The 23,095-nt window shown below is 64.8% G+C and carries 23 protein-coding genes; 15 read left to right on the forward strand and 8 right to left on the reverse strand.

Annotated elements, in window-relative coordinates; all coding sequences use genetic code 11:
- The 12 genes from QMZ05_RS33350 to QMZ05_RS33405 form a co-directional block, all read left to right on the forward strand.
- Positions 1-539 (forward strand): exodeoxyribonuclease III (locus QMZ05_RS33350; RefSeq protein WP_353704613.1); only part of this gene is annotated, 539 nt, incomplete at its 5' end.
- Between the two features lie 326 nt (positions 540-865).
- A complete protein-coding gene (locus QMZ05_RS33355; RefSeq protein WP_353704614.1) occupies positions 866-1,669 on the forward strand; it encodes an outer membrane beta-barrel protein in 804 nt (267 codons plus the stop codon).
- Positions 1,670-1,795: 126 nt separating this feature from the next.
- Complete coding sequence (locus QMZ05_RS33360; RefSeq protein ID WP_353704615.1) at positions 1,796-2,521, forward strand: sulfite exporter TauE/SafE family protein; 726 nt, start codon at positions 1,796-1,798, stop codon at positions 2,519-2,521.
- Between the two features lie 361 nt (positions 2,522-2,882).
- Entirely contained in the window at positions 2,883-3,158 is a 276-nt protein-coding gene (locus QMZ05_RS33365) for a hypothetical protein (RefSeq protein ID WP_244485699.1), read from the forward strand.
- A 260-nt stretch (positions 3,159-3,418) separates the two neighbouring features.
- Positions 3,419-4,027 (forward strand): hypothetical protein, encoded by a 609-nt coding sequence (locus QMZ05_RS33370; RefSeq protein WP_353704616.1) that lies wholly within the window; start codon positions 3,419-3,421, stop codon positions 4,025-4,027.
- 119 nt (positions 4,028-4,146) lie between these two features.
- On the forward strand, positions 4,147-4,818 hold the full coding sequence (locus QMZ05_RS33375; RefSeq protein WP_353704617.1) for an HAD family phosphatase: 672 nt from the start codon (positions 4,147-4,149) through the stop codon (positions 4,816-4,818).
- Between the two features lie 78 nt (positions 4,819-4,896).
- Positions 4,897-6,378: a DNA repair protein RadA gene (gene radA, locus QMZ05_RS33380; protein WP_353704618.1), complete on the forward strand. Its 1,482-nt coding sequence runs from the start codon at positions 4,897-4,899 to the stop codon at positions 6,376-6,378.
- Between the two features lie 186 nt (positions 6,379-6,564).
- Positions 6,565-7,200 (forward strand): CvpA family protein, encoded by a 636-nt coding sequence (locus tag QMZ05_RS33385; RefSeq protein ID WP_050425444.1) that lies wholly within the window; start codon positions 6,565-6,567, stop codon positions 7,198-7,200.
- A gap of 64 nt (positions 7,201-7,264) precedes the next feature.
- Complete coding sequence (gene purF, locus QMZ05_RS33390) at positions 7,265-8,776, forward strand: amidophosphoribosyltransferase (protein ID WP_146984715.1); 1,512 nt, start codon at positions 7,265-7,267, stop codon at positions 8,774-8,776.
- A gap of 157 nt (positions 8,777-8,933) precedes the next feature.
- Positions 8,934-9,674 (forward strand): SDR family NAD(P)-dependent oxidoreductase, encoded by a 741-nt coding sequence (locus QMZ05_RS33395; RefSeq protein ID WP_353704619.1) that lies wholly within the window; start codon positions 8,934-8,936, stop codon positions 9,672-9,674.
- Positions 9,675-9,852: 178 nt separating this feature from the next.
- Positions 9,853-10,986, forward strand: coding sequence for a hypothetical protein (locus QMZ05_RS33400; protein WP_353704620.1), 1,134 nt, complete (start codon positions 9,853-9,855; stop codon positions 10,984-10,986).
- Between the two features lie 150 nt (positions 10,987-11,136).
- Positions 11,137-12,363: an ABC transporter substrate-binding protein gene (locus QMZ05_RS33405; RefSeq protein WP_353704621.1), complete on the forward strand. Its 1,227-nt coding sequence runs from the start codon at positions 11,137-11,139 to the stop codon at positions 12,361-12,363.
- A 973-nt stretch (positions 12,364-13,336) separates the two neighbouring features.
- Here the strand turns inward: QMZ05_RS33405 and QMZ05_RS33410 are convergent.
- From QMZ05_RS33410 to QMZ05_RS33425, 4 genes are all read right to left on the reverse strand, one after another.
- Positions 13,337-13,900 carry a DUF2147 domain-containing protein gene (locus tag QMZ05_RS33410; protein WP_353704622.1) on the reverse strand — a complete coding sequence of 188 codons (564 nt, stop codon included), beginning with the start codon at positions 13,898-13,900 and terminating at the stop codon, positions 13,337-13,339.
- A 52-nt stretch (positions 13,901-13,952) separates the two neighbouring features.
- A complete protein-coding gene (locus tag QMZ05_RS33415; RefSeq protein WP_353704623.1) occupies positions 13,953-14,615 on the reverse strand; it encodes a DUF3313 domain-containing protein in 663 nt (220 codons plus the stop codon).
- A 393-nt stretch (positions 14,616-15,008) separates the two neighbouring features.
- Positions 15,009-15,671, reverse strand: a complete 663-nt coding sequence (locus QMZ05_RS33420; protein WP_353704624.1) for a TetR/AcrR family transcriptional regulator — start codon at positions 15,669-15,671, stop codon at positions 15,009-15,011.
- A 146-nt stretch (positions 15,672-15,817) separates the two neighbouring features.
- Positions 15,818-16,099 carry a hypothetical protein gene (locus tag QMZ05_RS33425; RefSeq protein WP_353704625.1) on the reverse strand — a complete coding sequence of 94 codons (282 nt, stop codon included), beginning with the start codon at positions 16,097-16,099 and terminating at the stop codon, positions 15,818-15,820.
- A 230-nt stretch (positions 16,100-16,329) separates the two neighbouring features.
- Between QMZ05_RS33425 and QMZ05_RS33430 the strand changes: the two genes are divergently transcribed.
- The 3 genes from QMZ05_RS33430 (at position 16,330) to QMZ05_RS33440 (ending at position 18,761) form a co-directional block, all read left to right on the forward strand.
- Positions 16,330-16,722, forward strand: a complete 393-nt coding sequence (locus QMZ05_RS33430; RefSeq protein ID WP_353704626.1) for a nuclear transport factor 2 family protein — start codon at positions 16,330-16,332, stop codon at positions 16,720-16,722.
- A 116-nt stretch (positions 16,723-16,838) separates the two neighbouring features.
- The gene (locus QMZ05_RS33435; protein ID WP_353704631.1) at positions 16,839-18,293 is read left to right on the forward strand and encodes a DUF1254 domain-containing protein; all 1,455 of its coding nucleotides are present in this window, start codon (positions 16,839-16,841) and stop codon (positions 18,291-18,293) included.
- 30 nt (positions 18,294-18,323) lie between these two features.
- On the forward strand, positions 18,324-18,761 hold the full coding sequence (locus QMZ05_RS33440; protein ID WP_074126208.1) for a DUF2721 domain-containing protein: 438 nt from the start codon (positions 18,324-18,326) through the stop codon (positions 18,759-18,761).
- A 59-nt stretch (positions 18,762-18,820) separates the two neighbouring features.
- Here QMZ05_RS33440 and QMZ05_RS33445 read toward each other — a convergent pair whose 3' ends face one another.
- The 4 genes from QMZ05_RS33445 to QMZ05_RS33460 form a co-directional block, all read right to left on the reverse strand.
- Entirely contained in the window at positions 18,821-20,071 is a 1,251-nt protein-coding gene (locus QMZ05_RS33445) for an MFS transporter (protein WP_353704627.1), read from the reverse strand.
- Complete coding sequence (gene der / locus QMZ05_RS33450) at positions 20,068-21,450, reverse strand: ribosome biogenesis GTPase Der (RefSeq protein ID WP_353704628.1); 1,383 nt, start codon at positions 21,448-21,450, stop codon at positions 20,068-20,070. The genes QMZ05_RS33445 and der overlap by 4 nt, the downstream gene beginning before the upstream one ends.
- Positions 21,451-21,603: 153 nt before the next feature.
- Positions 21,604-22,164: a hypothetical protein gene (locus tag QMZ05_RS33455; protein WP_353704629.1), complete on the reverse strand. Its 561-nt coding sequence runs from the start codon at positions 22,162-22,164 to the stop codon at positions 21,604-21,606.
- Positions 22,165-22,201: 37 nt separating this feature from the next.
- Positions 22,202-22,858 carry a tetratricopeptide repeat protein gene (locus QMZ05_RS33460; protein ID WP_353704630.1) on the reverse strand — a complete coding sequence of 219 codons (657 nt, stop codon included), beginning with the start codon at positions 22,856-22,858 and terminating at the stop codon, positions 22,202-22,204.
- Positions 22,859-23,095 lie beyond the last annotated feature (237 nt).

A 23,095-nucleotide genomic window follows, 5' to 3' on the forward strand; every position in this document is an offset into this window, starting at 1 on the left:
GCACCACCCTGCCCGGCGACGCCGCCGATCACGAGGCGCGCTACATCGAGGCCGCGGTGCGCGGCATCGTCGTGACCAGCCTCTATCTGCCGAACGGCAATCCGCAGCCCGGGCCGAAATTCGATTACAAGCTGGCCTGGTTCAAGCGGCTGCGGGCGCACGCCGCCAAGCTGCTCAAGCAGGACGTCCCCGTGGTGCTGGCCGGCGACTACAATGTCGCGCCGACGCCGTTCGACATCTATCCGACCCGCTCTTGGGACAAGGATGCGCTGATCCAGCCAAAGAGCCGCGCCGCGTTCAAGGCGCTGGTCGATCAGGGCTGGTGCGATGCGATCCGCACGCTGCATCCGGACCAGCAGATGTTCACCTTCTGGGACTACAAGCGCCAGCGCTGGCCGCGCGATGCAGGCCTGCGGCTCGATCATCTCTTGCTCAGCCCACAGGTCGCGCCGCGGCTTCAGAAAGCCGGCGTCGACCGCGACATCCGCGGCGAGGACGGCGCCAGCGATCACGCGCCGGCGTGGGTGGTGTTGAAGTGATCGGTGGCAAGCTCCCGCCCCAATAACGCCGTCGTCCCTGCGAAAGCAGGGACGACGGTGGGAATCCGATTCACCTGCAGGCAGTTCGGTGTCATCACCCGCGAAAGCGGGTGATCCAGTATTCCAGAGACAGTCGTTATTGAACCGAGAGGCCGCAGCGTACTGGATCGCCCGGTCGAGCCGGGCGATGACAATGTGTGTGGGGCGCAGCTTCGCATTCTCGCGGCAGGCGAATGCGGCCGGATGTGGCGGACCGGGTACAGCCGGAGGTCGTGTAGATCGACTACAATCGCGACGATTTTGATTTCATGCATTTGGGGCTGCTCATGAAGACGTATTTCGTCGCCGCATCCCTGCTTGCGCTCGGCAATGCAAATGCCTCCGCCGCCGACCTCGCAGCCCGCCCGTACACCAAGGCGCCGCCGATCGTTGCCGCCGCCACTGACTGGAGCGGCTTCTATATCGGCGCCAATGGCGGCGGCGGCTGGAGCCGCAAGTGCTGGGACATCGTGCCCTTCACCATCACCAATCCGGCGCTCGGCGTCCTGAATTTCACCGGCCCCGAAGGTTGCCACACCGCCAGCGGCGCGACCGCCGGCGGCCAGATCGGCTACCGCTGGCAGCAGGCCGCCTGGGTGTTCGGCGTCGAAGCACAGGGCAACTGGGCCGACCTCTCCGGCTCGAACCCATCGGTCGCGCCATTGTTCGCGGGCTTCGCCAACCGCTCGAAGATCGACGCCATCGGCCTGTTCACCGGACAGCTCGGCTATTCCTGGGGCGCCTTCCTGCTGTATGCGAAGGGCGGCGCGGCCGTGGTGAGCGATCGCTACGAGAGCTTCATCACCCCGGCATTCGGCCCCGGCGTACCGGTCGGCTTCATCGCCGATCACGGCAGCGAGACGCGCTGGGGCGGCGCGATCGGCGCCGGCGCCGAATATGCGATCGCGCCCAACTGGTCGCTGGCGGTCGAATACGACCATCTGTTCATGGGGACCAACACCGTTCGCATGACCTACGATCCCGTCTTCATCGCCCCGCTCAACCACGACGAACGCATCCGCCAGGACGTCGACATGGTGACGGTGCGCGTCAACTACCGCTTCGGCGGCCCGGTCGTCGCGAAGTACTGACGCTGCGTGTGACGGCACGTCCCTGGTTCGGGCGCGCCCTTGCGCCGCGCTGAACCATGAGGCCACACTGCGCCACGGCTTCCGACACGCATCCGGCGTGGCTCGGGATCGCGTCGTGGAGTGCTCGTGGGCTTCCTCTTCGTCCTCATCGTCGGCCTGGTCGCCGGCACCATCTCAGGCATCGTCGGCACCGGCTCGTCGATCATGCTGATGCCGGTGCTGGTCTATCAATACGGGCCGAAGCAGGCGGTGCCGATCATGGCGGTTGCCGCCGTGATGGCCAATCTGTCGCGCATCCTGGCGTGGTGGCGCGAGGTCGACTGGCGTGCCTGCCTCGCCTACTCGATCACGGGCGTCCCGGCCGCAGCGCTCGGCGCGCGCACCCTGCTCGCACTGCCCTCGCGCGCGGTCGATATCGCGATCGGCGTGTTCCTGATCGCGATGGTGCCGGTGCGGCACTGGCTTGCCAAACACAAGCTCAAGGCCAGTCTCTGGCACCTGATGATCGGCGGCGCGCTCATCGGCTATCTCACCGGCATCGTGGCCTCGACCGGCCCGCTCAGCGTGCCGCTGTTTCTGTTCTACGGCCTCAACAAGGGCGCGTTCCTCGCCACCGAAGCGGCAAGCTCGCTCGGGCTCTATGTCAGCAAGTCGGTGACCTTCGAACGATTCGGCGCGCTGACGCCTGATATCGCGCTGAAAGGCCTGATCGCCGGCGCCTCGCTGATGGCGGGCGCCTTCATCGCCAAACGCTTCGTGCTGCAGATGAAGCCGGAATCGTTCCGCCTGATCATGGACGGCATCATGCTGGCGGCGGGCACGGCGCTGCTATGGTCAGCAATGGCGGCGTAGGCTCGCAGGCATGTCGTGATTCTACGGGGGTCGACGCGCCTGGACGTTGTACTCCGAAAGAGCCGTGTTGAGCGCCCGGTTCCCGGTGTTATCCGGATTGCCACCATCCGGCGACTGCGTTTATGACAAGCTCATTACTTGCACTCGATCGTTTGCGGACAAGCACTTTGCTCTAGCAGGGATTTATCGACGACCCGGATGCGAATCCCCAGGAGTCAGGCAGCACAAGGTGCGCAATCGAGCGCGCACCTCGACGTCTGATGTCGCCTGACGGATTCGGGATCGCAAGTCGAAGGATTGGGACGAGCGGGTTGTCGGAACTCCGACAGGCGAGAAAGGCAGACACGCGATGCGCAGGATGATGATCACGACCGCGGCGGCGGTGACGTTCGCTGTTGCCGGCTCGGCCTTGTGGCCGACAGCCAAGCCCGACGTCGAGCACTTCGGAGACAGCGTTTACGAAACGATCTGGGTCTGGCGCATTCCGGCCTACGCGAACAATCCGTCGTGGCGTGTTCGCTGGAGCTGGAGCGATCCGCTACGCGCGCAGGCAAGATGCTGCCGCGCTTTGCCGACGGGCTCGGTGCTGCGCGAGAATCCTCCGCTGCTGCTGTCCGGGCGAGACATCCGCGTCTAAGCATGATCCGGAATAGTGCGAACCGGTTTTCCGAAAAGATCATGCTTAAGCAGGAATCTAAAGCGCGACTTCTCATCGCGCTTTAGACGCGGCGGCCGAGAGCAAGATTCGGGTTCCACGCGCCGGAGAGCATTTGATTCAAATTCTCGTTTTAGTTGAGCTTACTTTTTATCCTTAACCAGAAACACGATCTTTAATTTACATCTACAAGGTGTGGTTTACCTTGTCTCTGCGAACACAGCGGAGACAGGGATAACAAGATGCGTCAGCTAAGCCTTACCCTGTCGGTGATCTTCCTTCTGGCAGCACAAGGCTTCAGCGTCGCCGCGGACGATACGAAACCTGGCCAATCGGCTATCGCCGCTGACCGCGTCACATGTTCCCTGCAGCCGAAAGCCGTGGAACCGTCCGATCCGTCGTCGACCTCGGCGATTCCTCACGTCGAGAAATTCGTCGCGAAAGAGCATTTCAAGGAAGACATCGCGTCGAACGCTCCGGTCAAGATCTCCTGGCTGGGCGCGACATTCGCAAAGCGCTTCGCGAACAAGATCGAGGACGATGCCGGCGGCGCATCGCTGCAATCCTACGACCTGAGCGCAGCCTCCAGCGACAACGAGATCCTGGCCAAACTGGGTCAGGGCCACGAGAGCAGACTGGCCGATGTCTGGTGCGCGTTGAAGCAGCAGCCCAACGGCAGCAGCGGCTCCCTCGAGATCAGCTCCAAGCCGAATGTGTTTTACGTCCGCGATACCGCCGGAGAGCTTGGTGCCGTCGACGTGCTCTGGGGCGGCGTCGGGTGGGAGATCGGCGCAAGCCCGGTGAGCGACAAGCCGCGATGGCAGGCCGGAACGCGGGTCTTCTCCCGCTGATTCCCCATGGTGCCGCGCTGAGGCAGCGCGCGGCACTGAGATAGTCTGCAACAGAAAGTGTCGCGCGCATGGTGGCCCGGTTCTGCTAGGACGACGTCGTCTGCTTGGGGGCTACGAGCGTGGGCGCATTGATCTTCGACTTCGACGGCGTGATCGCCGACAGCGAGGCCATCGCCAACACCGTGCTGGCGAAGACCGTCAGTGATCTCGGACATCCGACCACGCTCGATCAGGCGCTCAGTCGCTACTCCGGCAAACGCTGGGTCGACGTCCTCGCCGAGATCGAGACCGCGATCGGAAGACCGGTGCCGACCGATTTCCTGGGCGCGTTCAACCGCGCCACGCTGGACCGGCTGCGCAGCGACCTCAAGGAGGTCAGCGGCGCCACCGACTTCATCCGAAAATTCTCCAGCATCCCGCGATGCATCGCCTCGTCCAGCTCGATGGAGCGCCTGCAATTGTGCCTCTCGGTGCTCGGACTGGAAGCGGAGTTCGACGGCCGCGTCTTCAGCGCCGACATGGTCGCGCGCGGCAAGCCGCATCCGGATATCTTCCTGCTTGCCGCCGAGAAGCTCGGCGCAAAACCCGCCGAGTGCCTCGTCATCGAGGACAGCGCCGGCGGCATCAAGGGAGCGGTGGCGGCCGGCATGACCGCAATCGGCCTGTGCGCCGCGAGCCATATCCGCGACGGGCACGACGAAGTCCTGCGCAACGCAGGCGCGGTACATCTGGCGACCTCGTGGCGCGAAGTGGAGCAGATCGCCCGGCATTTCTTCCGGATGGCCGGGTGATCCATCGAGCATGTCGCTCGTATCAGGCTTTCCGTGCTAAGCAGCCGTGCATCGTCGACCACGCGACTCACCTGCTTCATGGCCAAATCCACCCTCTCCTTCGTCTGCCAGAACTGCGGCGCGGCGTATAATCGCTGGCAGGGCAAATGCGACTCCTGCGGCGAGTGGAACACGCTGGCCGAGGAAGACACCACGGGCTCGGTGCCGGTCTCGATCCGCAGCAAGCGCAAGGGCCGGACGTTCGCGCTGGAATCGCTGTCCGGCAAGACCCAGGACGCGCCGCGACTGTCGTCCGGCATGACCGAGCTCGACCGCGTCACCGGCGGCGGCTTCGTCCGCGGCTCGGTGCTGCTGGTCGGTGGCGATCCCGGCATCGGCAAATCGACCCTGCTGACCCAGGCCACCTCCATGATGGCGCGCGCCGGCCACCGCGCGGTCTATATTTCAGGCGAAGAGGCGGTCGCGCAGGTGCGGCTGCGCGCCGAGCGGCTCGGGCTCGCCGACGCGCCGGTGCAGCTCGCGTCCGAGACCTCGGTCGAGGACATCGTCTCGACGCTGTCGGAAGGCGCGGTGCCGCGGCTGATCGTGATCGATTCGATCCAGACCATGTGGACCGACACGGTGGAATCCGCGCCGGGCACCGTGACCCAGGTCCGCGCCTCGGCACAGGCGCTGATTCGCTTCGCCAAGAAGACCGGTGCCGCCATCATCCTGGTCGGCCATGTCACCAAGGACGGCCAGATCGCCGGTCCCCGCGTGGTCGAGCACATGGTCGATGCGGTGCTGTCGTTCGAGGGCGAAGGCTCGCAGCAGTTCCGCATCCTGCGCTCGGTGAAGAACCGTTTTGGCGCGACCGACGAGATCGGCGTGTTCGAGATGACCGGGCTCGGCCTGCGCGAAGTCACCAACCCCTCGGAATTATTCCTCTCCGAGCGCGAGCTCGGCAGCCCCGGCACGGCCGTGTTCGCCGGCATCGAGGGCACCCGCCCGGTGCTGGTCGAATTGCAGGCGCTGGTGGCGCCGACCTCGCTCGGCACGCCGCGGCGCGCCGTGGTCGGCTGGGACCCGAGCCGACTGTCGATGGTGCTGGCGGTGCTGGAAGCGCATTGCGGCGTCAAATTGTCCGGACATGACGTCTATCTGAATGTCGCGGGCGGGCTGCGGATCCAGGAGCCGGCCGCGGACCTCGCCGCTGCCGCAGCGCTGGTGTCCTCGCTGGTGAATGCACCGTTGCCGACGGATGCGGTCTATTTCGGCGAGATTTCGCTGTCGGGTGCGATCCGCCCCGTCGCGCAGACCCCGGCCCGGCTCAAGGAGGCCCTCAAGCTCGGCTTTGGCCGGGCCATTCTGCCCGAATCGGCCCGCGGCGATGGTGGCGGCGATGCGGGGCTTGCCCTCAACAGCGTCGGCAATCTGACCACGCTGGTCGCGGAAATTGCGGCACGCGGGACGCCCAGAGGCGGCCGGCGCGAGCCGGGCGACGACCAAAGCGGCTCCCGGGGCACTGATGCGGCTGAGAAAAATGCCACACCGGCCCGATTCCGTCGTGAGACGAGCTAAAGCGGGCGTGACGTCACAGCCCCCCGCCGCTATACATCCGCCGCGCGGGACAGGTGGCGCTCCGGCCTTGCCGGATGCCCCTGATGCGCCTCAGTTAGGACGGCACCGAGACGCCGATTCGCGAGAGCCTTAACAGCGTAAGCCCTTAACAGCGTACCGAAACGTACCAGCGGACCTGACCAGCCGATGCCCATAACGATCCTCGATCTCGTCCTGCTCGGCGTGATGCTGATTTCGGGCCTGCTTGCCATGGTGCGCGGCTTCATGCGCGAGATCCTGTCGATCGCGGCCTGGGGCGCCGCCGCGCTGGTCACGCTGTATGCTTTCTCCAAGCTGCTGCCGACCGCCAAAACTTACTTCAATAACGACACGGTCGCGGCCGTCGTGGTGGTGGCCGGCACCTTCATCGGCACGCTGATCGTGGTGTCGGTGATCACGGTGCGGATCTCGGACATGATCCTGGATTCCCGGATCGGCGCGCTCGACCGCACCCTCGGCTTCCTGTTCGGGCTCGCCCGCGGCCTCCTGATCGTGGTCGTGGCGTTCATGTTTTTCACCTGGCTGGTTCCGGACAAGCAGCGGCCCGATTGGGTGACCGGCGCGAAGTCCCGGGTGGTGCTGCAGGGAACCGGGGATTGGCTGATGTCGCTCTTGCCTGACGACCCCGAGAACACCATCTTAAAGAAGTTCAAGAAGAATAAGCCAGACGACGATTCTGCGGCCGATACCAACGATCAGGCGACGCCGGCGTCGGGTGATGGCTATAGCAAACCTGCGCGTGACAGCTTGAAAAAGCTGATCGAGAAACCCGCGGGCCGATAACTTATTTGGGCCCTTACGAGAGGCGATGAACGAGATGCAAACCCCTTCCGATCACGCCGACCAGATGGATCTCGACCTCGGCCCGACGGAATTGCAGGAACATCTCCGGGAAGACGATCTCCGGTACCACCCCGACTTAGATGGCGACACGCTCCGCGAGGAATGCGGCGTGTTCGGCGTTTTCGGCCACTCCGAGGCCGCCGCAATCACCGCGCTCGGGCTGCACGCTTTGCAGCATCGCGGCCAGGAAGCCGCCGGCATCGTCTCCTTCGACGGCGGGCGCTTCCACAGTGAACGCCGCCTCGGCCTGGTCGGCGACGCCTTCTCCCGCCGCGAGGTGATCGAGCGCCTGCCCGGCAATGCCGCGGTCGGCCATGTCCGCTACTCCACGACCGGCGGCACCATCCTGCGCAACGTGCAGCCGCTGTTCGCCGAGCTCAGCGCCGGCGGCTTTGCGGTCGGCCACAACGGCAACCTGACCAACGGCCTGACCTTGCGCCGCGAGCTGGTCAAGGGCGGCGCCATGATGCAGTCGACCACCGACACCGAGGTGATCCTGCATCTCGTCGCGCAGTCGAAGCGCACCCGCTTCATCGACCGCTTCATCGAGGCGCTGCGCACCATCGAGGGCGCCTATGCGCTGGTCGCGCTGACCAACAAGAAGCTGGTCGGCGCACGCGACCCGCTCGGCATTCGCCCGCTGGTGCTCGGCGATCTCGACGGCCATCCGATCCTGACCTCAGAGACCTGCGCGCTCGATATGATCGGCGCCAAATATGTCCGCGACATCGAGCCCGGCGAGATCATCGTGTTCGACGAGCGAGGCGCGCACAGCCACAAGCCGTTCCCGCCGAAGCCGGCGCGGCCCTGCATCTTCGAGTACATCTATTTCGCCCGGCCGGACTCGATCGTCGGCGGCCGCTCGGTCTATGACGTGCGCAAGGCGTTCGGCGCCCAGCTCGCGCGCGAGAGCCATCCCGAGGTCGACGTCGTGGTGCCGGTGCCGGATTCCGGCGTGCCCGCCGCGGTCGGCTACAGCCAGTATTCCGGCGTGCCGTTCGAGCTCGGCATTATCCGCAACCACTATGTCGGCCGCACGTTCATCCAGCCGACCCAGACCGTGCGCGAGCTCGGCGTGCGCATGAAGCATTCGGCCAACCGCGCCGCGATCGAGGGCAAGCGGATCATCCTGATCGATGACAGTCTGGTGCGCGGTACCACCTCGAAGAAGATCGTGCGCATGATGCGCGATGCCGGCGCTCGCGAGGTGCATTTCCGTCTCGCCTCGCCGCCGATCCTCTATCCCGACTATTACGGCATCGACCTCCCCGATCGCGGCGGCCTGCTGGCAGCGACCCATTCGCTCGAGGAGATGCGCGACATCATCGGCGCCGACTCGCTGGCCTTCCTGTCGATCGACGGCATGTACCGCGCGATGGGCTATGAGGGGCGCGATCCCGCCAGCCCGAAATTCGCCGACCACTGCTTCACCGGCGCCTATCCGACCCATCTCACCGACCAGAGCGAAACCGAGCCGTCGCCGCGCCAGCTCTCGCTGCTGGCGGAGGCGAGCTGACGCCACCACCGCTGTCGTCCCTGCGAAAGCAGGGACCCATAACCACCGGCCTACGTGGCTGTGGCGGTATTAGACACGAGCACTTTCTTCCATTATCGCCGTCACGGCGTATGGGTCCCTGCTTTCGCAGGGACGACGATTTGTTAGAGTCCCTTCCATGACAAAACCCCTCGCCTCCCGTATTGCCCTCGTGACTGGCGCCTCGCGCGGCATCGGCTATGCGACCGCCATGGCTCTGGCAAAAGCCGGCGCGCATGTCGTCGCGGTGGCGCGCACGCAAGGCGGGCTCGAAGAGCTCGACGACGAGATCCGCAAGCACGGCGGCAGCGCCACGCTGGTGCCGCTCTCGCTCACCGATTACGAGGGCATCGCGCGGCTCGGGCTCGCGCTGCATGAGCGCCATGGCAAGCTCGACATCCTGGTCGGCAATGCCGGCACCGCCGGACCTTCGTCGCCGCTCGGCCATATCGAGCTGAAGCCGTGGAACGACGTGATGGCGATCAACGTCACCGCAAACTTCCAGCTGATCCGCTGTATGGACCCGCTGCTGCGCCAGTCCGACGCCGGCCGCGCGGTGTTCGTGACCTCAGGCGTGGCGCACAAGGCCAGCGCCTATCTCGGCCCCTATGCGGCCTCGAAGGCGGCGCTGGACGCGCTGGTGCGCTCCTGGGCCAACGAGACCGCCAACACGCCGCTGCGCGTCAACCTGTTCAGCCCCGGCCCGATCCGCACCCGGATGCGCGCCCAGGTGTTTCCCGGCGAAGACCCGATGACGCTGGATACGCCCGACATGGCCGCTGAATTCATCGTGCCGATGTGTTCGCCTGAGTGGATCGAGACCGGCAGGCTCTACGACTACAAGGCCCGCACGCTGCGGACTTTTCAGCCGCCGGCGTAGGTCTTTCCCCGTCATTGCGAGCGAAGCGAAGCAATCCATCTTTCGGCATGTGCAGGCAGCTGGATTGCTTCGTCGCTGTCGCTCCTCGCAATGACGACTGCCGGTTGACACCCTCCCCGCCCCGCGATTGACTGCGCTCCAAGCGGGACAACCGCCAAGAAGAAGCTCGGGAGGCATCATGACGCCGACGTTCAATCGCGCGCGCTCCATTCTCACTGGATTGTTTCTCTCCGCCGGCATCGCATCTTCACTCCTCATTCCACCCGCGCCGGCCCAGGCCGGTGACGTCCCGACCTTCGCGGTCGATCCGTCCTGGCCGAAACAGCTTCCCAACAACTGGATCATCGGCCAGGTCGGCGGCATCACCGTCGACTGGCAGGGGCATATCTGGGTGGTGCACCGGCCGCGCTCGCTCACCGATGGCGAGAAGGCGGCGAGCCTCACCCCGCCGCGCGCGAAATGCTGCGTGGCGGCGCCGCCGGTGCTCGAATTCGATGTCGACGGCAATCTGCTGCGCGCCTGGGGCGGACCCGGCGACGGCTATCAATGGGTCGGCCGCGAGCATGGCATCGAGGTCGACGAGCGCGGCTTCGTCTGGATCGGCGGCAATGCCGATGACGACAGCGAAATCCTGAAGTTCTCGCTCGACGGCAAGTATCTCGGCCAGATCGGCAAGATCGCAGCCCGCACCAACAGCAACGACACCACCCAGCTCGGCCGCCCCGCCGAGATGGCGATCGACAAGGCCGCCAACGAGCTCTACATCGCCGATGGCTACGGCAACCGCCGCGTCATCGTGTTCGACGCCACCACGCTGGCCTACAAGCGGCACTGGGGCGGCTATGGCAAGCTGCCCACCGACGACAAGCAGCCGCCTTACGATCCGAGCGCCGCGGTGCAGGAGCAGTTCGGCAATCCCGTGCATTGCATCAAGATCGCCAATGACGGGCTGGTCTATGTCTGCGATCGCAGCCAGGACCGCATCCAGGTGTTCCAGAAGAACGGCACCTTCGTCAGGGAATGGTTCTACGAGAAGAACACGCGCGGCGACGGCGCCGTGTTCGATCTCGCGCTGTGGCCTGATGCGAAGCAGACCTATCTGCTCAACGCCGACGGCGCCAACAACGAGATCCGCGTGCTGAAGCGCGACGATGGCTCAGTGGTCGGCACCTTCGGCCATAGCGGCCACAATGCCGGACAGTTCGCGCTGCTGCACGTCATGGCGGTCGACCAGAAGGGCAATGTCTACACCGGCGAGGTCGAGGGCAAGCGGATCCAGAAGTTCAAGCTGACCTCGGACGCGCTCAAGTAGGGATGACGGCGAGATGACGCTTCGACGCAGTTCATCCGGCTTTATGCGGATTGCCGCATCCACCCGGACAGGGTAAGCGGGAACCCGAACGACCGGCACAAGGCTCCACAAGAGGGCCGCCCGGATAAATCACAGTGGAGGGAATGTCTGATGACGGCGACGCTCGCACGGCGCCATGCCGTGCTTCTCGCTTGCGCTGCACTCGGCCTTGCTACCCCTGCCCTTGCGCAGGACAAGAACGTCAAGATCGGCGTGCTGAACGACATGTCGGGCCTCTATGCCGACATCGGCGGCCCGAATTCGGTCGCCGCAGCCAACATGGCGGTGGAAGACTCCGGACTGCGCGCCAAGGGCTGGAAGATCGAGGTGGTCAGCGGCGACCATCAGAACAAGCCCGACGTCGGCGTCAACATCGCGCGCAACTGGATCGACAACGAGAAGGTCGACATCATCACCGACACGCCGAACTCCGGCGTCGCGCTCGCGGTGAGCAACCTCGCCAAGGAGAAGAACTCGATCGTGCTCAACTCGGGCGCGGCGACCGCCGACCTCACCGGCAAGGCCTGCAACGCCAACACGATCTCCTACACGTTCGACACCTACATGCTCGCCAACGGCACCGGCAAGGCGCTGACCAAGGCCGGCGGCGACAGCTGGTTCTTCCTCACCGCCGACTACGCCTTCGGCCATGCGCTTGAGCGCGACACCGCGGCGGTCGTCACCGCCAACGGCGGCAAGGTGCTCGGCGGCGTCAAGCACCCGCTCAACACCGCGGACTTCTCCTCGTTCCTGCTGCAGGCGCAGGCCTCCAAGGCCAAGATCATCGGCCTCGCCAATGCCGGCGGCGACACCACCAACGCGATCAAGCAGGCCTCCGAATTCGGCATCACCGCGGGCGGACAGAAGCTCGCGGCGCTGCTGCTGTTCGTCAACGACGTGCATGCGCTGGGCCTGAAGATCGCTCAGGGCCTCACCTTCACCGAGTCGTTCTACTGGGACATGAACGACCAGACCCGCGCGTGGTCGAAGCGCTTCCAGAAGGTTTCGCCAAAGGGTTCGATGCCCTCGATGACGGTCGCCGGCGTCTATGCCGGCGTGCTGCATTACCTGAAGGCGCTGGACGCGATGGGCGGCAATCCGCATGACGGCGCCAAGGTCGTCGCCAAGATGAAGGAGATCCCGACCGACGATCCGCTGTTCGGCAAGGGCCCGCTGCGGATCGACGGCCGCCGCATCATCCCGGCCTATCTGTTCGAGGTGAAGAAGCCGGAAGAGTCCAAATATCCCTGGGACTATTACAAGCTGATCGCCACCATCTCGCCGGAAGACGCCGCCAAGCCGCTCGAAGCCAGCGATTGTCCCCTGGTGAAGAAGTAAGCAAGGCGGATTCGAGCATCATCCGGAAAACTGCGAAGCAGCCTTCCCTCACGACAGACCAAGCGCGATGGTGATTCAACCCAACCTCATCGCGCTTGCGTTCGCCTTGCCTCGATAGCGATCCAGTTCGAACGCGGACGCGACCGGTCTCTTGCCGTCATACGCATAGCAGATCATCGGCAGATACTTGCTCAACCCACGGTGGCAGAACGCGGAATGTATGGTAGCATCTCCTTACCGGGACGGCATTTCCGGCCCGGCTTGGGAGGGCATCATGAGATTGCTGTCTAGCTTTGTCGCGCCTTCGACCGTCGCTGTCTTGTCAACCGTCTTGCTGTGCGGCCCGGCCGCATCGCAAACCGCAACAGAAACCGCCAAGCCGCTTCCTTCCATCACGGTCGAAGCGCCGAAGCAGGTGGCAAGGCAAAATCATCCGACGCGGGTGGTGAATACGGGGGCGTCTCACCGGAGATCGAGAGGCGCCTCGACGTCATCGTCGACCGCCCGAGCGCCATCCCCGGCACCGGATTCAGTCCTGGGCAGGATTGCTGCGCTGGAGAAAGTCGCCAGCAATTGCAACGGTGGTTGCGAGTCAAGCCTCCCACACGGCAAGGACCCTTGGGTCGGCTGCAGCGAGTCGGCGGGCGGACAAGCGTATGGACCGTTCTCGTCAACGTGCAGAGACAATCTCGCCTACAAATCCTATGTGGATTGCGTCGAGACCAAATGGTTCCTGGGCGAGTACCGAAACCGAGCCTGGTGGCTGTGCAGCAGCTTGCAGGCTGCCGGGAAGTTCAAGGTGGCCGAGCTCAAGCGATCACGACGTCCGCACTAGAGCGACGATGAGATCGGGTTGACGCATCGTCGCACTTTGGATCGTTGTTCAAGCATGACCTCCGCGCGGCAAACGCCTTGCGTTTGTCGCGAGAGCGTGCCCTTCCGGATCATGCTTTAGCCACCCCTGCTCCGCGTCTCACTTCGCGGCCGCCTTCCTCGCCGGCGGCGGCAGCGAGGCCCATTCCCGGTCGGCACGCGGACCGCCGACGTCGCCGGTCAGACCGACGAGCTGCCCGGGCTGCACGTCGAGCGTCTGCGTCCAGGTCTGGGTCTGGCACAAGAACTTCATCAGACATCCCTTCAGCTTCAGCCGGTCGGACTTATCGCGCCACAGCGAGACCGAATAGGACTTGCCGTCCTCGGCATTGTAGATGTCGCCGTCGAACCGGCCCTCCTGCGACAGCTTCAATCCGAGGATCAGCTGATGGCCGAGCAGCGCGCGCGTGCGCTTCTCGGGATCGGAGTTGAGGCTGTCGCGGATCGGCTGGCCGCGTGGATCGAGCGGATCCTTCATCCACACGATGAAGCCGCAGATGCGGTCGCGCGCGCTGCCGCAGCGCTCGAGGCGGATGCGGGCCTGTCCGTTCTCGGTCAGCCAGGTGCCGCTGGGATCGGCTGTAATCGTCTCGGCGCGGCCGGTCGAGCTCATCAGCAAGGCGGCGACGAGGCTGCGCAGAAACATGCGAACCAGAAAGTTCATTGTCCGGGACCTTTCAGTGTCGGGATGATTTGCAGGACGCGCGCGACGCGCCTCACTTCAGTTGTGCCATGAAGGCATCGGCACCCTTGTCGATGCCGGTGGTGGCGGCGGCGAGATCGCCGACGCTGGCCTTGATGTCGTAGGCGTTGGGATATTGCTTGCTGACGTAAGCGCCGAGCAGACGCGCGGTCGAACTGTCGAACATCTCGACGGCATAGATCACCGAGCCGGTCATCGTGCCCTCGCCGTCGCGCGCCGCCTGCACGCCGTTATAGATCGCGCCCGCCATGTCGAAGCGCGACAGCGTGCCGAGCACCGGCGTGTTGGCGACCGCGCCGGTCAAGGTCAGCCGCACGCGGAACGTGTTCGGCCCGCGCGTATTCACCAGCGTGAAGCGGCCGCGCAATTTGTCGGCGAAGCGGGTCTGCATGTAGGCGGCAAGCGTCTCCTTGTCCTTCTCGGACATGTTGCCGAACTGATGATCCGCGCCGCGATAGATCACGACCGGATCGAGCATGACCTTGTTGTAGGTCCGCCAGTCGACCGGCGGGGCATAGCGATACGGCACACGTCCCGAGGAATCCGACGTGTCAGGCGTCATGTAGGCCGATGAGGCCACCTCCGAATAAGCCACCGGCGTGACGGCGGCGCATCCTCCCGCGAGGACGCAAAGCGCCATCGCTCCCAGACCGCGCACGGCGATCGAGCTCTCCATTCCAATCTCCTCATCCGACCCTGAAGCGGAAGAGCAGCTCGGCCGCAGCCGCGTCCGGGGCTAAAGTTACGGCTGCGGCCGTCACTGCCGATCTGGCTCGCTGTGAGCGCACCGCCAGACCTTGCCTCAGTGCGACGATCTATAAAACCGACCAGGCGGTTTGTAAAGTTGCAATTGCAGGAAACGCGACGAAAAAAATGCGGCGGTCGAAGTGTTGTGAAGACTTGGTGAGGCGCAGCGCGAATGACGGCCGGGCGCTGTCACAAACCCGAGATATCTCTTGTGGTACCGCAGCAGCCGCCGGGGGATTTCAGGGGCCCGGTGCCGATCCAACGCCGCCAAGCGATTATATTCCGCTTGGGCGGCGTTGTGTTTACGCGCAACGCGGGAGCTTCAGCTGCGCTTGCGGGCCGATGCCGACTTTGTGGCGCGCGACGCCGATGCGGCGCGTGCCGCCGTCGCCCTGGACGGCTTTGCGGCCGCCGGCGCGCCCTGCTCCATCGCGGTCCATTTGCTGTCGTCGAGCAACCGCTCGAACAGCCGGTCGCGCTCCGCCTCGGTCAGCGATAGCATGCCGAACAACGAACTCAGCAGCAGCCCGCGCGCCGCCGCCCAGCGCAGCAACGCGAGATCCGGATCGCGCGCCTCGGCCTTCATCAGCGCGACCTTTTTGACATCCTGATCGCGCGGCATCGCCATCAATTCGGGATTCTCGTTCATCGCCGCCAGCAGCGCGAACGCCCCTGCCCGCGGCGTCGAGATCGCTTCCCTGAGCGTTGCGATCTGCGCTGCCAGTTCGGGCTGGTCCGTGGTCTCGCGCGCCTTCTCAAGGTAGCGGTTCGAGAACGCCTCGAAATAGGCCATCTGCTGCTCGAGCAGAGCGCGCAGCACCGCTTCCTTGGTGCGGAACTGATGCATCACGCCGCCCTTGCTGAGCCCGCTCTCGCGCGCGATCGCGTCCAGTGTCAGGCGCCCGGGACCATCGCGCGTCACGATGGTGATCGCGGCGTCGAGCGCGGCGTTGCGGGAGCGTTCCGAGCGGGAAGGATTGTCCATGGGATTACTTACTCAGGAAGGAGTCGCGTGAGCACAGTATCTCAGCGGCCTTGGTCAATCTCAAGCGCGGCATCCGATGCCGCCAGACAGAGCGAATGACATCCCCGAAATGCCGGCGACAGCTTCGGGCGGTGCATGCCGGTCGCTCACGCGCAAGCGCCTTCGCCGCCGTAGACTCTCCGGAGCCGCCGGCGCAGGCCGTGCAGGAAGCCGTGGGCCATCCGGCCGATCACCCGTTCCCCTCGCCCGCGCGCACGGGCGACAGACTGTGCATCGGCATAACTGGCGGCGACGATCGTCCCGTGCCTGCCGCCATCGAGTTTCAGGTCGGTCAGATAGACGAGGCTGCGCGACGTCAGCAGCGCCGCCTGCGCGTCGCTGAAACGGGTCAACTCATCGCAGATATCGGCGGCCTCGTCGTTCACCATGCTCCTCCTGGCAGAGCGGCCCCGGAGCGAGGCACGCATCTTCATTCGCCACCGTTTATACAAACCAACCGGATGGTTTGTAAATAGCCAAAACGACACCGGCCCGCAGGTCGGGCCGTTCCGGCCGCATCGCGCCGCCCCGCCCTGACAGAAAACAACGTGCGTGTCGGATCGGCGCTATCGCATTCGTCCTCGAGGCATCGATCAGCCAGCACTCGGAGACGCGAGCCATGCCACAGCCAAAACAGACGGCGGAAACCGAAATCAGGACGCTCATCGAAGCCTGGGCGGACGCCGTTCGCCGACACGACTATCCGGGCATTCTCGCCCGTCACGATCAGGATATCGTGATGTTCGACGTTCCGCCGCCATTGCAGTCGCGCGGATTGGATGAGTACCGGAAAACGTGGGACTTGTTCTACACGTGCTACCGCCCCTCCCACGCCTTCAATATCGAGGAGATCGCGATCACGGCCGGCGAAGATGTCGCCTTTGCCGTCATGGTGATGCGGTGCGGCCCGCCCGACGCCACGTTCCAGTTCAGGCTGACAACCGGCCTGCGCAAGGTCGGCGGCGACTGGCGGATCACGCATGAGCACCATTCGGTGCCGGCGACGGACTAGAGGACAGCAGCGGACCTCGACGAGGCGCGACAACAAGGCGCCTTGATGCAAATCAAGAGCAAGTGGAACTCGTCCCGATATCCGGTTATCCTCCCAAGAGGCTAGGAGGGCTCGCCATGTCGATAAGCCGCCGTCAAGCACTTGCGTTACTGGGTACCGCAGCCACGCCCGTCGCGATTTCCCGCGCTGCACACGCCGATTTTGATGGTCCGGTTGTCCGGGCATGGGAGGCCGGCGAAGATTTCTGGCTCGCCCAGGATGCCTACATCTACGGCTATCCGCTCGTGACGATGGAGATGACCCGCCGGATCATGACCAACGTTGCCTCCGTGGAAGGTACACGCGGGCCGATGGGGCAATTCATCAAGCTCCGCAAGTACCCGGACGCCAGCTTCAGGGACGTCACGGCGCCCAATGCCGACACCCTCTACACATCGGCCTGGATCGACGTAGGCGACGAGCCTTGGGTCATCAGCATGCCGGACATGAAGGACCGCTACTTCCTGTTTCCGATGCTGGATGGCTGGACCAACGTCTTCCAGGTGCCGGGCAAGCGCACATCCGGTACGAAGCCGCAGACCTATGCGATCACAGGACCGGGCTGGAAGGGAACGCTTCCGGCAGGGGTGAAGGAGTACAAGTCTCCCACCAGCATGGTCTGGATTTTGGGTCGCATCTATTGCACTGGCACGCCGGAGGATTACGCGGCCGTGCATGCCGCGCAGGACGAGTTCAAGCTTGCGCCCCTGAGTGCCTACGGCAAATCGTATACGCCCCAGCCAGGCAAGGTCGATGCGTCAGTCGACATGAAGACGGCGGTTCGTGATCAGGTCAACGGTCTGGATGCCGCGGCGTACTTCACCCTTCTTGCACAACTGATGAAGCGCAATCCACCGGCGGCCGCCGATGCATCCGAGGTCGCCAAATTCGCGAAGATCGGTCTTGTCCCGGGCAAGGATTTTGATGCGAGCAAATTCGATGCGGCGTTCGCCAAGCGAGTCCCGCAGGTGGCATTCGACCGGATCATGCTGCAGTTCAAGGTGAACAAGGCGATCCGAAACGAGAACGGTTGGGCTTTCGATAGCGAAGCCGGCATCTACGGCACCAACTATCTCAACCGTGCCTTTGTCACCGCAATCGGCCTTGGCGCCAACCGAATTCAGGATGCGTGCTATCCGACATCGCAGAAGGACGCCGACGGCAAGGAATATGTCGGCAGCAACAAATACGTGATGCGTTTTCCGAAGGGGCAGCTCCCTCCGGTCGCCGGCTTCTGGTCGATCACGATGTATGACGAAAACTACTTCTTCGTCCCCAATCCGATCAACCGCCAGTCGATCAGTGCCCGCCAGAACCTCAAATCCAATCCGGACGGTTCGGTTGAACTCTATTTCCAGAAGGACAGTCCAGGTTCGGACAAGGAGAGCAACTGGCTTCCCGCACCTGCGGGCAAGTTTATCCTGATGTTGCGCATGTACTGGCCGAACGAAAAGTCGCCGTCGATCATCAACGGAACCTGGAAGCCGCCCCCGGTGCGGAAGGTGACAGGCATGAAGGAAGTCTCGCGTTGACCTGGCGGCCGATGGACGGAGGTGGGCTCGATGCTGTTTCCCGACACTCCGTCCGTCGAACAATTGTCGCAGGTGATCGTCCAGGTCACCGCGCCTTCGTTCCTTCTGGGAGCGGTTGCCGGGTTCGTATCGCTGCTGATCGCCCGCATGAACCGCGTGAGCGACCGGATCCAGGCGCTCAATGCAATCTCGGACAGCGAGAGCGCTAAAATCGGGTCGAAGAAGGACATGCACCAGCTGAGGCGTCGCGCCGAATTGCTGAACCGAGCGATCGTGTTCTCCGCGACGAGTGCGATATTGACGTGCTTGCTCGTGATCGTGGCGTTCGTCAGCGCATATTACCAGCTGCGGCACGAATATGGTGTGGCTGTGCTATTTATCGTTGCGCTCGGCTTCTTCATGGCGGCGTTGGTCAATCTCGTCCGGGAAACCTGGATTTCCGTGCACGAGTACGCGCTCGATCGCTAGAACGGCAAACGTTGCGACAGCGGCAGGATCTGTGAATACGCCCAGCTCAGCCCACGCAATCACGAAGCCGTTGTCTTCGCCGCCGTCGCCCGCACGGCGATGGCGAGTGCAAGCAGCAGCAGCGCGCCCGCCAGATAGAACGGCGCGCCGGGCATCTTCAGCGGCGCGTTGTCGCCGATGAAATACGCAAACGTCAGCGTGAACAGGAACGGGCCGATCAATTCCGACATGCTTTGCACGCTCGAGGTCGCGCCCTGCAACTGGCCCTGCTGGTCGGCGGCGACGAGCTGCGTCGTCAGCGCCTGTGTCGCCGCGCCGGAAATGCCCCACAGCGCCATCACGGGAATGCCGATCCAGAACAGCTGGCCAGTCGGCGCCGCGCCGAAGATCACGAAGCCCAAGGCGCCGCAGACGAGACCGAGGAACAGCGCGTTGCGCTCGCCGAGCAGCTTGACGATCGGGCCGATCGCCGCGCCCTGCACGATCATGCCGCAGAGCCCGACCAGCGCCAGCGTGGCACCGACGGTGCCGGTGTCCCAGCCGTAGCGATAGGTGGCGTAGAGCACGAACACCGAGGGCAGCACGACATGCGCGAGCTGGCCGAAGAACGTCGCCAGCGAAAGGCCCGCCAGCGTCCGGTTCGAAAGCAGGAAGCGCAGCGCGCCGATCGGATTGGCGCTCTTCCATTTGAACGGCGCGCGCCGCTCCACCGGCAGCGATTCCGGCAGGATGAACAGGCCATAGAGTCCGTTGACGAAGCTCAGCCCTGCCGCCGCCCAGAACGGCAGCCGCGGATCGATCTCGCCGAGCAGGCCGCCCAGCGCCGGCCCCATGATGAAGCCGGCGCCGAACGCGACGCCGATCTTGCCGAACATCGCGGCGCGCTGCTCCGGCGCGGTGACGTCGGCGATGTAGGCGAATACGGTCGAGATGCTCGACGACGTGATGCCCGAGATCGCCCGCCCGATGAACAGCCAGATCAGGTTCGGCGCCAGCGCCATCAGCACATAGTCGGCGGCGAGGCCGAAATTCGACAGCAGCACCACCGGCCGGCGGCCGAAGCGATCGGACAACGCGCCCAGGATCGGCGAGCAGACGAACTGCATCAAGGCCCAGATCGAGCCGAACACGCCGAAGATGCGCGCTGCGTTTGCGGTGTCGTTGTTGACGAAGCCTTCGATCAGCTTGGGCAGGATCGGGATGATGATCCCGAGCGCGAGCATGTCGAGCAACAAGGTAATGAAGATGAAGACCACCGCACCACCGCGTGCCAGTGGCGCGGCAGCGTTAGTCCCCGCCGCTTCACTCATGACGGCCGTTTGCGCTTGTGCGCGAACGGATTGGCTTTCTCGCGCAGCGTGATCCGGATCGGCGTACCCGGCAGATCGAAGGTCTCGCGCAGCGAGTTGATGAGGTAGCGCAGATAGGATCGCGGGATCGCGTCGGCGCGCGAGCAGAACAGCACGAAGCTCGGCGGGCGCGCCTTCACCTGCGTGATGTAGTTCAGCTTCAGCCGGCGCCCTGAGACGGCCGGCGGCGGGTTGGCCTGGATCGCCTGCTCGAACCAGCGATTGAGCGCCGAGGTCGGCAGGCGCCGGTTCCAGACCGCATAGGCCTCCTGGATCGCCGTCATCAGGCGGTCGATGCCCTCGCCCATCAGACCGGACACCGCGACGATCGGCGCGCCCTTGACCTGCGGCAGCCAGTGATCGGCATCGGTGCGCAGCTGCGAGATCTGGTTCGGCTTGCGCTCGACGAGGTCCCATTTGTTGACCGCGAGCACGATGGCGCGGCCCTCGCGCTCGATCAGGTCCGCGATGCGCAGATCCTGCTCCTCGAACTTGTTCTGCGCGTCCATCATCATCACGACGACTTCGGCGAAGCGCACCGCGCGGAGCGCGTCGGCGACCGAGAGCTTTTCCAGCTTCTCCTCGATCCGCGAACGGCGGCGCAGGCCGGCGGTATCGAACACCCGGAACTGGCGGCCCTGCCAGGTGATCTCGACCGCGATGGAATCGCGCGTGGTGCCGGCCTCGGGACTGGTCAGCAGCCGCTCCTCGCCGAGCAGATGATTGATCAGCGTCGACTTGCCGGCATTGGGCCGGCCGACGATGGCGACGCGGATCGGGCGCTGCGCGGCCTCCTCCTCGGAGATGTCCTCGTCTTCCTCGACCTCGTCGTCTTCCTCAGGCGCCTCGGGCACCAGCGCGCTCAGGGCCTCGTGGAGGTCGCCCATGCCCTCGCCATGCTCGGCCGAGATCTGCACGGGATCGCCGAGGCCGAGCGCGTAGGATTCCATCGCGCCGATCTCGCCATGCTTGCCCTCGGCCTTGTTGGCGATCAGCACCACCGGCTTGTTGGCCTTGCGGGCGAAGTCGGCGAAGGCGCGGTCGGTCGGCGTCAGGCCGACGCGGGCGTCGATCACAAACATCAGGGCGTCGGCGAGCTCGATCGCGGTTTCGGTCTGCTCCTGCATCCGCGCCGTCAGCGAACCCTTGGCGCCCTCGTCGAGCCCCGCGGTGTCGATGATGGTGAAGTCGAGGTCGTAGAGCTTGGCCTGGCCCTCGCGGCGGTCGCGCGTGACTCCCGGCTCGTCGTCGACCAGTGCGAGCTTCTGGCCGACCAGCCGGTTGAACAGCGTCGACTTTCCGACATTGGGCCGGCCGATAATGGCGATCGTGAAAGACATGGATGATCCCGGCGCCGCGGCGCGGCGCGCGTCAATGAATTGAAGCAGGAGCCTAACGCGCGACGAGATTGGGTTGAACCGTCATCGCGCTCTAGATTCTTGTTTTAGCATGATCTTTTCGGAAAACCGCTTCGCACTTTTCCGGATCATGCCCTAGCGGCTAAATCCGCCGCTCGGTAGCGGCGCGGGGAACGCGCCGCCGGATTGTTGCGTGGTCTGGGTCTGCTGCTGGGCCGGTGCCGCAGGCTGCGCCTGCTGGTCGTCGGCCGGCGGCGCCGTAGTGCGGCGGCGGACGATCTTCTTCGGCTTCGGCTCCGGCGGCAGCGCGGCGGGCGCGCCCTCTTCCGGCGCTGCGGCGTCGGGGGCGGCCGCCTGGTCCGCGGCCGGCGCTGCCCGCTTGGTACGCTTCTTGGCGCCCTTCGGCGGCTCGGGTGGCGGCGCCGGCTGGGCGGCGGCCGCTGCCGCGGCGTTCTGCTGGTCGAGCTGCTCCTGCTGCGAGCCCTTGTACAATTCCTTCGGCACGCCCTGCTCGAGCCCGGGCACGCCTTCGGGGAAGACCGGCTTGCGGTCGCCGGCCAGCTTCTTCTTGGTGTCGAGGAAGTCGAGCAAATCGCTGGGGTCGAAATTGGCCATGCCGCCACCGCCGCAGCCCGCCAGCGCGCTGCAAAGCGCGGTCAGAACTGCGGCTGCGATCAGGCGTTGCGAGCGGCGCATGGTCGATCTCTCACTCAAACTCGGGTTTCGCGCCGGATCAGCTTTTCGCGACCGGCGGCAACAGGGCCTGCAGCGCTTCGGCGCGCGAGCGCATGCTCGGCGGCGTCTCGCCGTCATTGGCAATCTGGTCGAGCCACTTCCGCGCGGCGGTGGCATCGTTGGCGTGCCACGCCGACAGCGCCAGCAACTCGCGCGCGGAATGGCGGAACGTCGAATCCTTCGACGTTGCCATCGCCTCGAGCCGTTGCAGCATGTTCGGATAGGTCGTGGTGTCCATCACGATCTGCGCGGCGCGGATCCGCGCCAGATCCTGCTCCGGACCGCCGACGCTGCGGTCGGCTGCGATCTCGTCATAGAGCTTCGCGGCGGCCGGCTGATCGCGGGTCGCGACCTCGGCGGCCATGCGCAGCCGCGCCAGGTTGCGGTACCCGGACGGCGCCTTGGTGATCAAATCGGCAAAGGCGGCCTCAGCCTCGGCGTGCTTGCTCTGGTCCGACAGCTCGATGGCGCGGTCGAACGCCGCACCGGCCTCGGCTGCCTTCTTGGCCTCGAGATATTGGTAGCCGCGCCAGCCACCGACGCCGGCGACCACCAGGACCGCCAGCGCGATGATAAAGATCGAGTACTTGTCCCACAGCTTCTTGAGCTGATCGCGACGGACTTCCTCGTCTACTTCGTCAAATAATTCAGACACTTAAAGCTATCCCATCCCCTCGGGACCGCGAATCTCGGTGGAGCCTGGCCCCTACCCGATCCCCACATCGCGGCGGCGTTACCCTAACGGTGTGGCGGAGGCAAGGCAAAGCGAGGCGGATCAAAGCGTTAACCCGGGAAGTTTGTGGTGGCCACGGCGGGACTGCGTGGGCTCCCTCTCCCGCTTGCGGGGGAGGGTTGGGGTGGGGGTATCTCCACGAGTCGGATAGATGAAAGA

This window comes from Bradyrhizobium sp. INPA03-11B (genome assembly GCF_040446015.1).
In the GTDB taxonomy this organism is placed as follows: domain Bacteria; phylum Pseudomonadota; class Alphaproteobacteria; order Rhizobiales; family Xanthobacteraceae; genus Bradyrhizobium; species Bradyrhizobium macuxiense_A.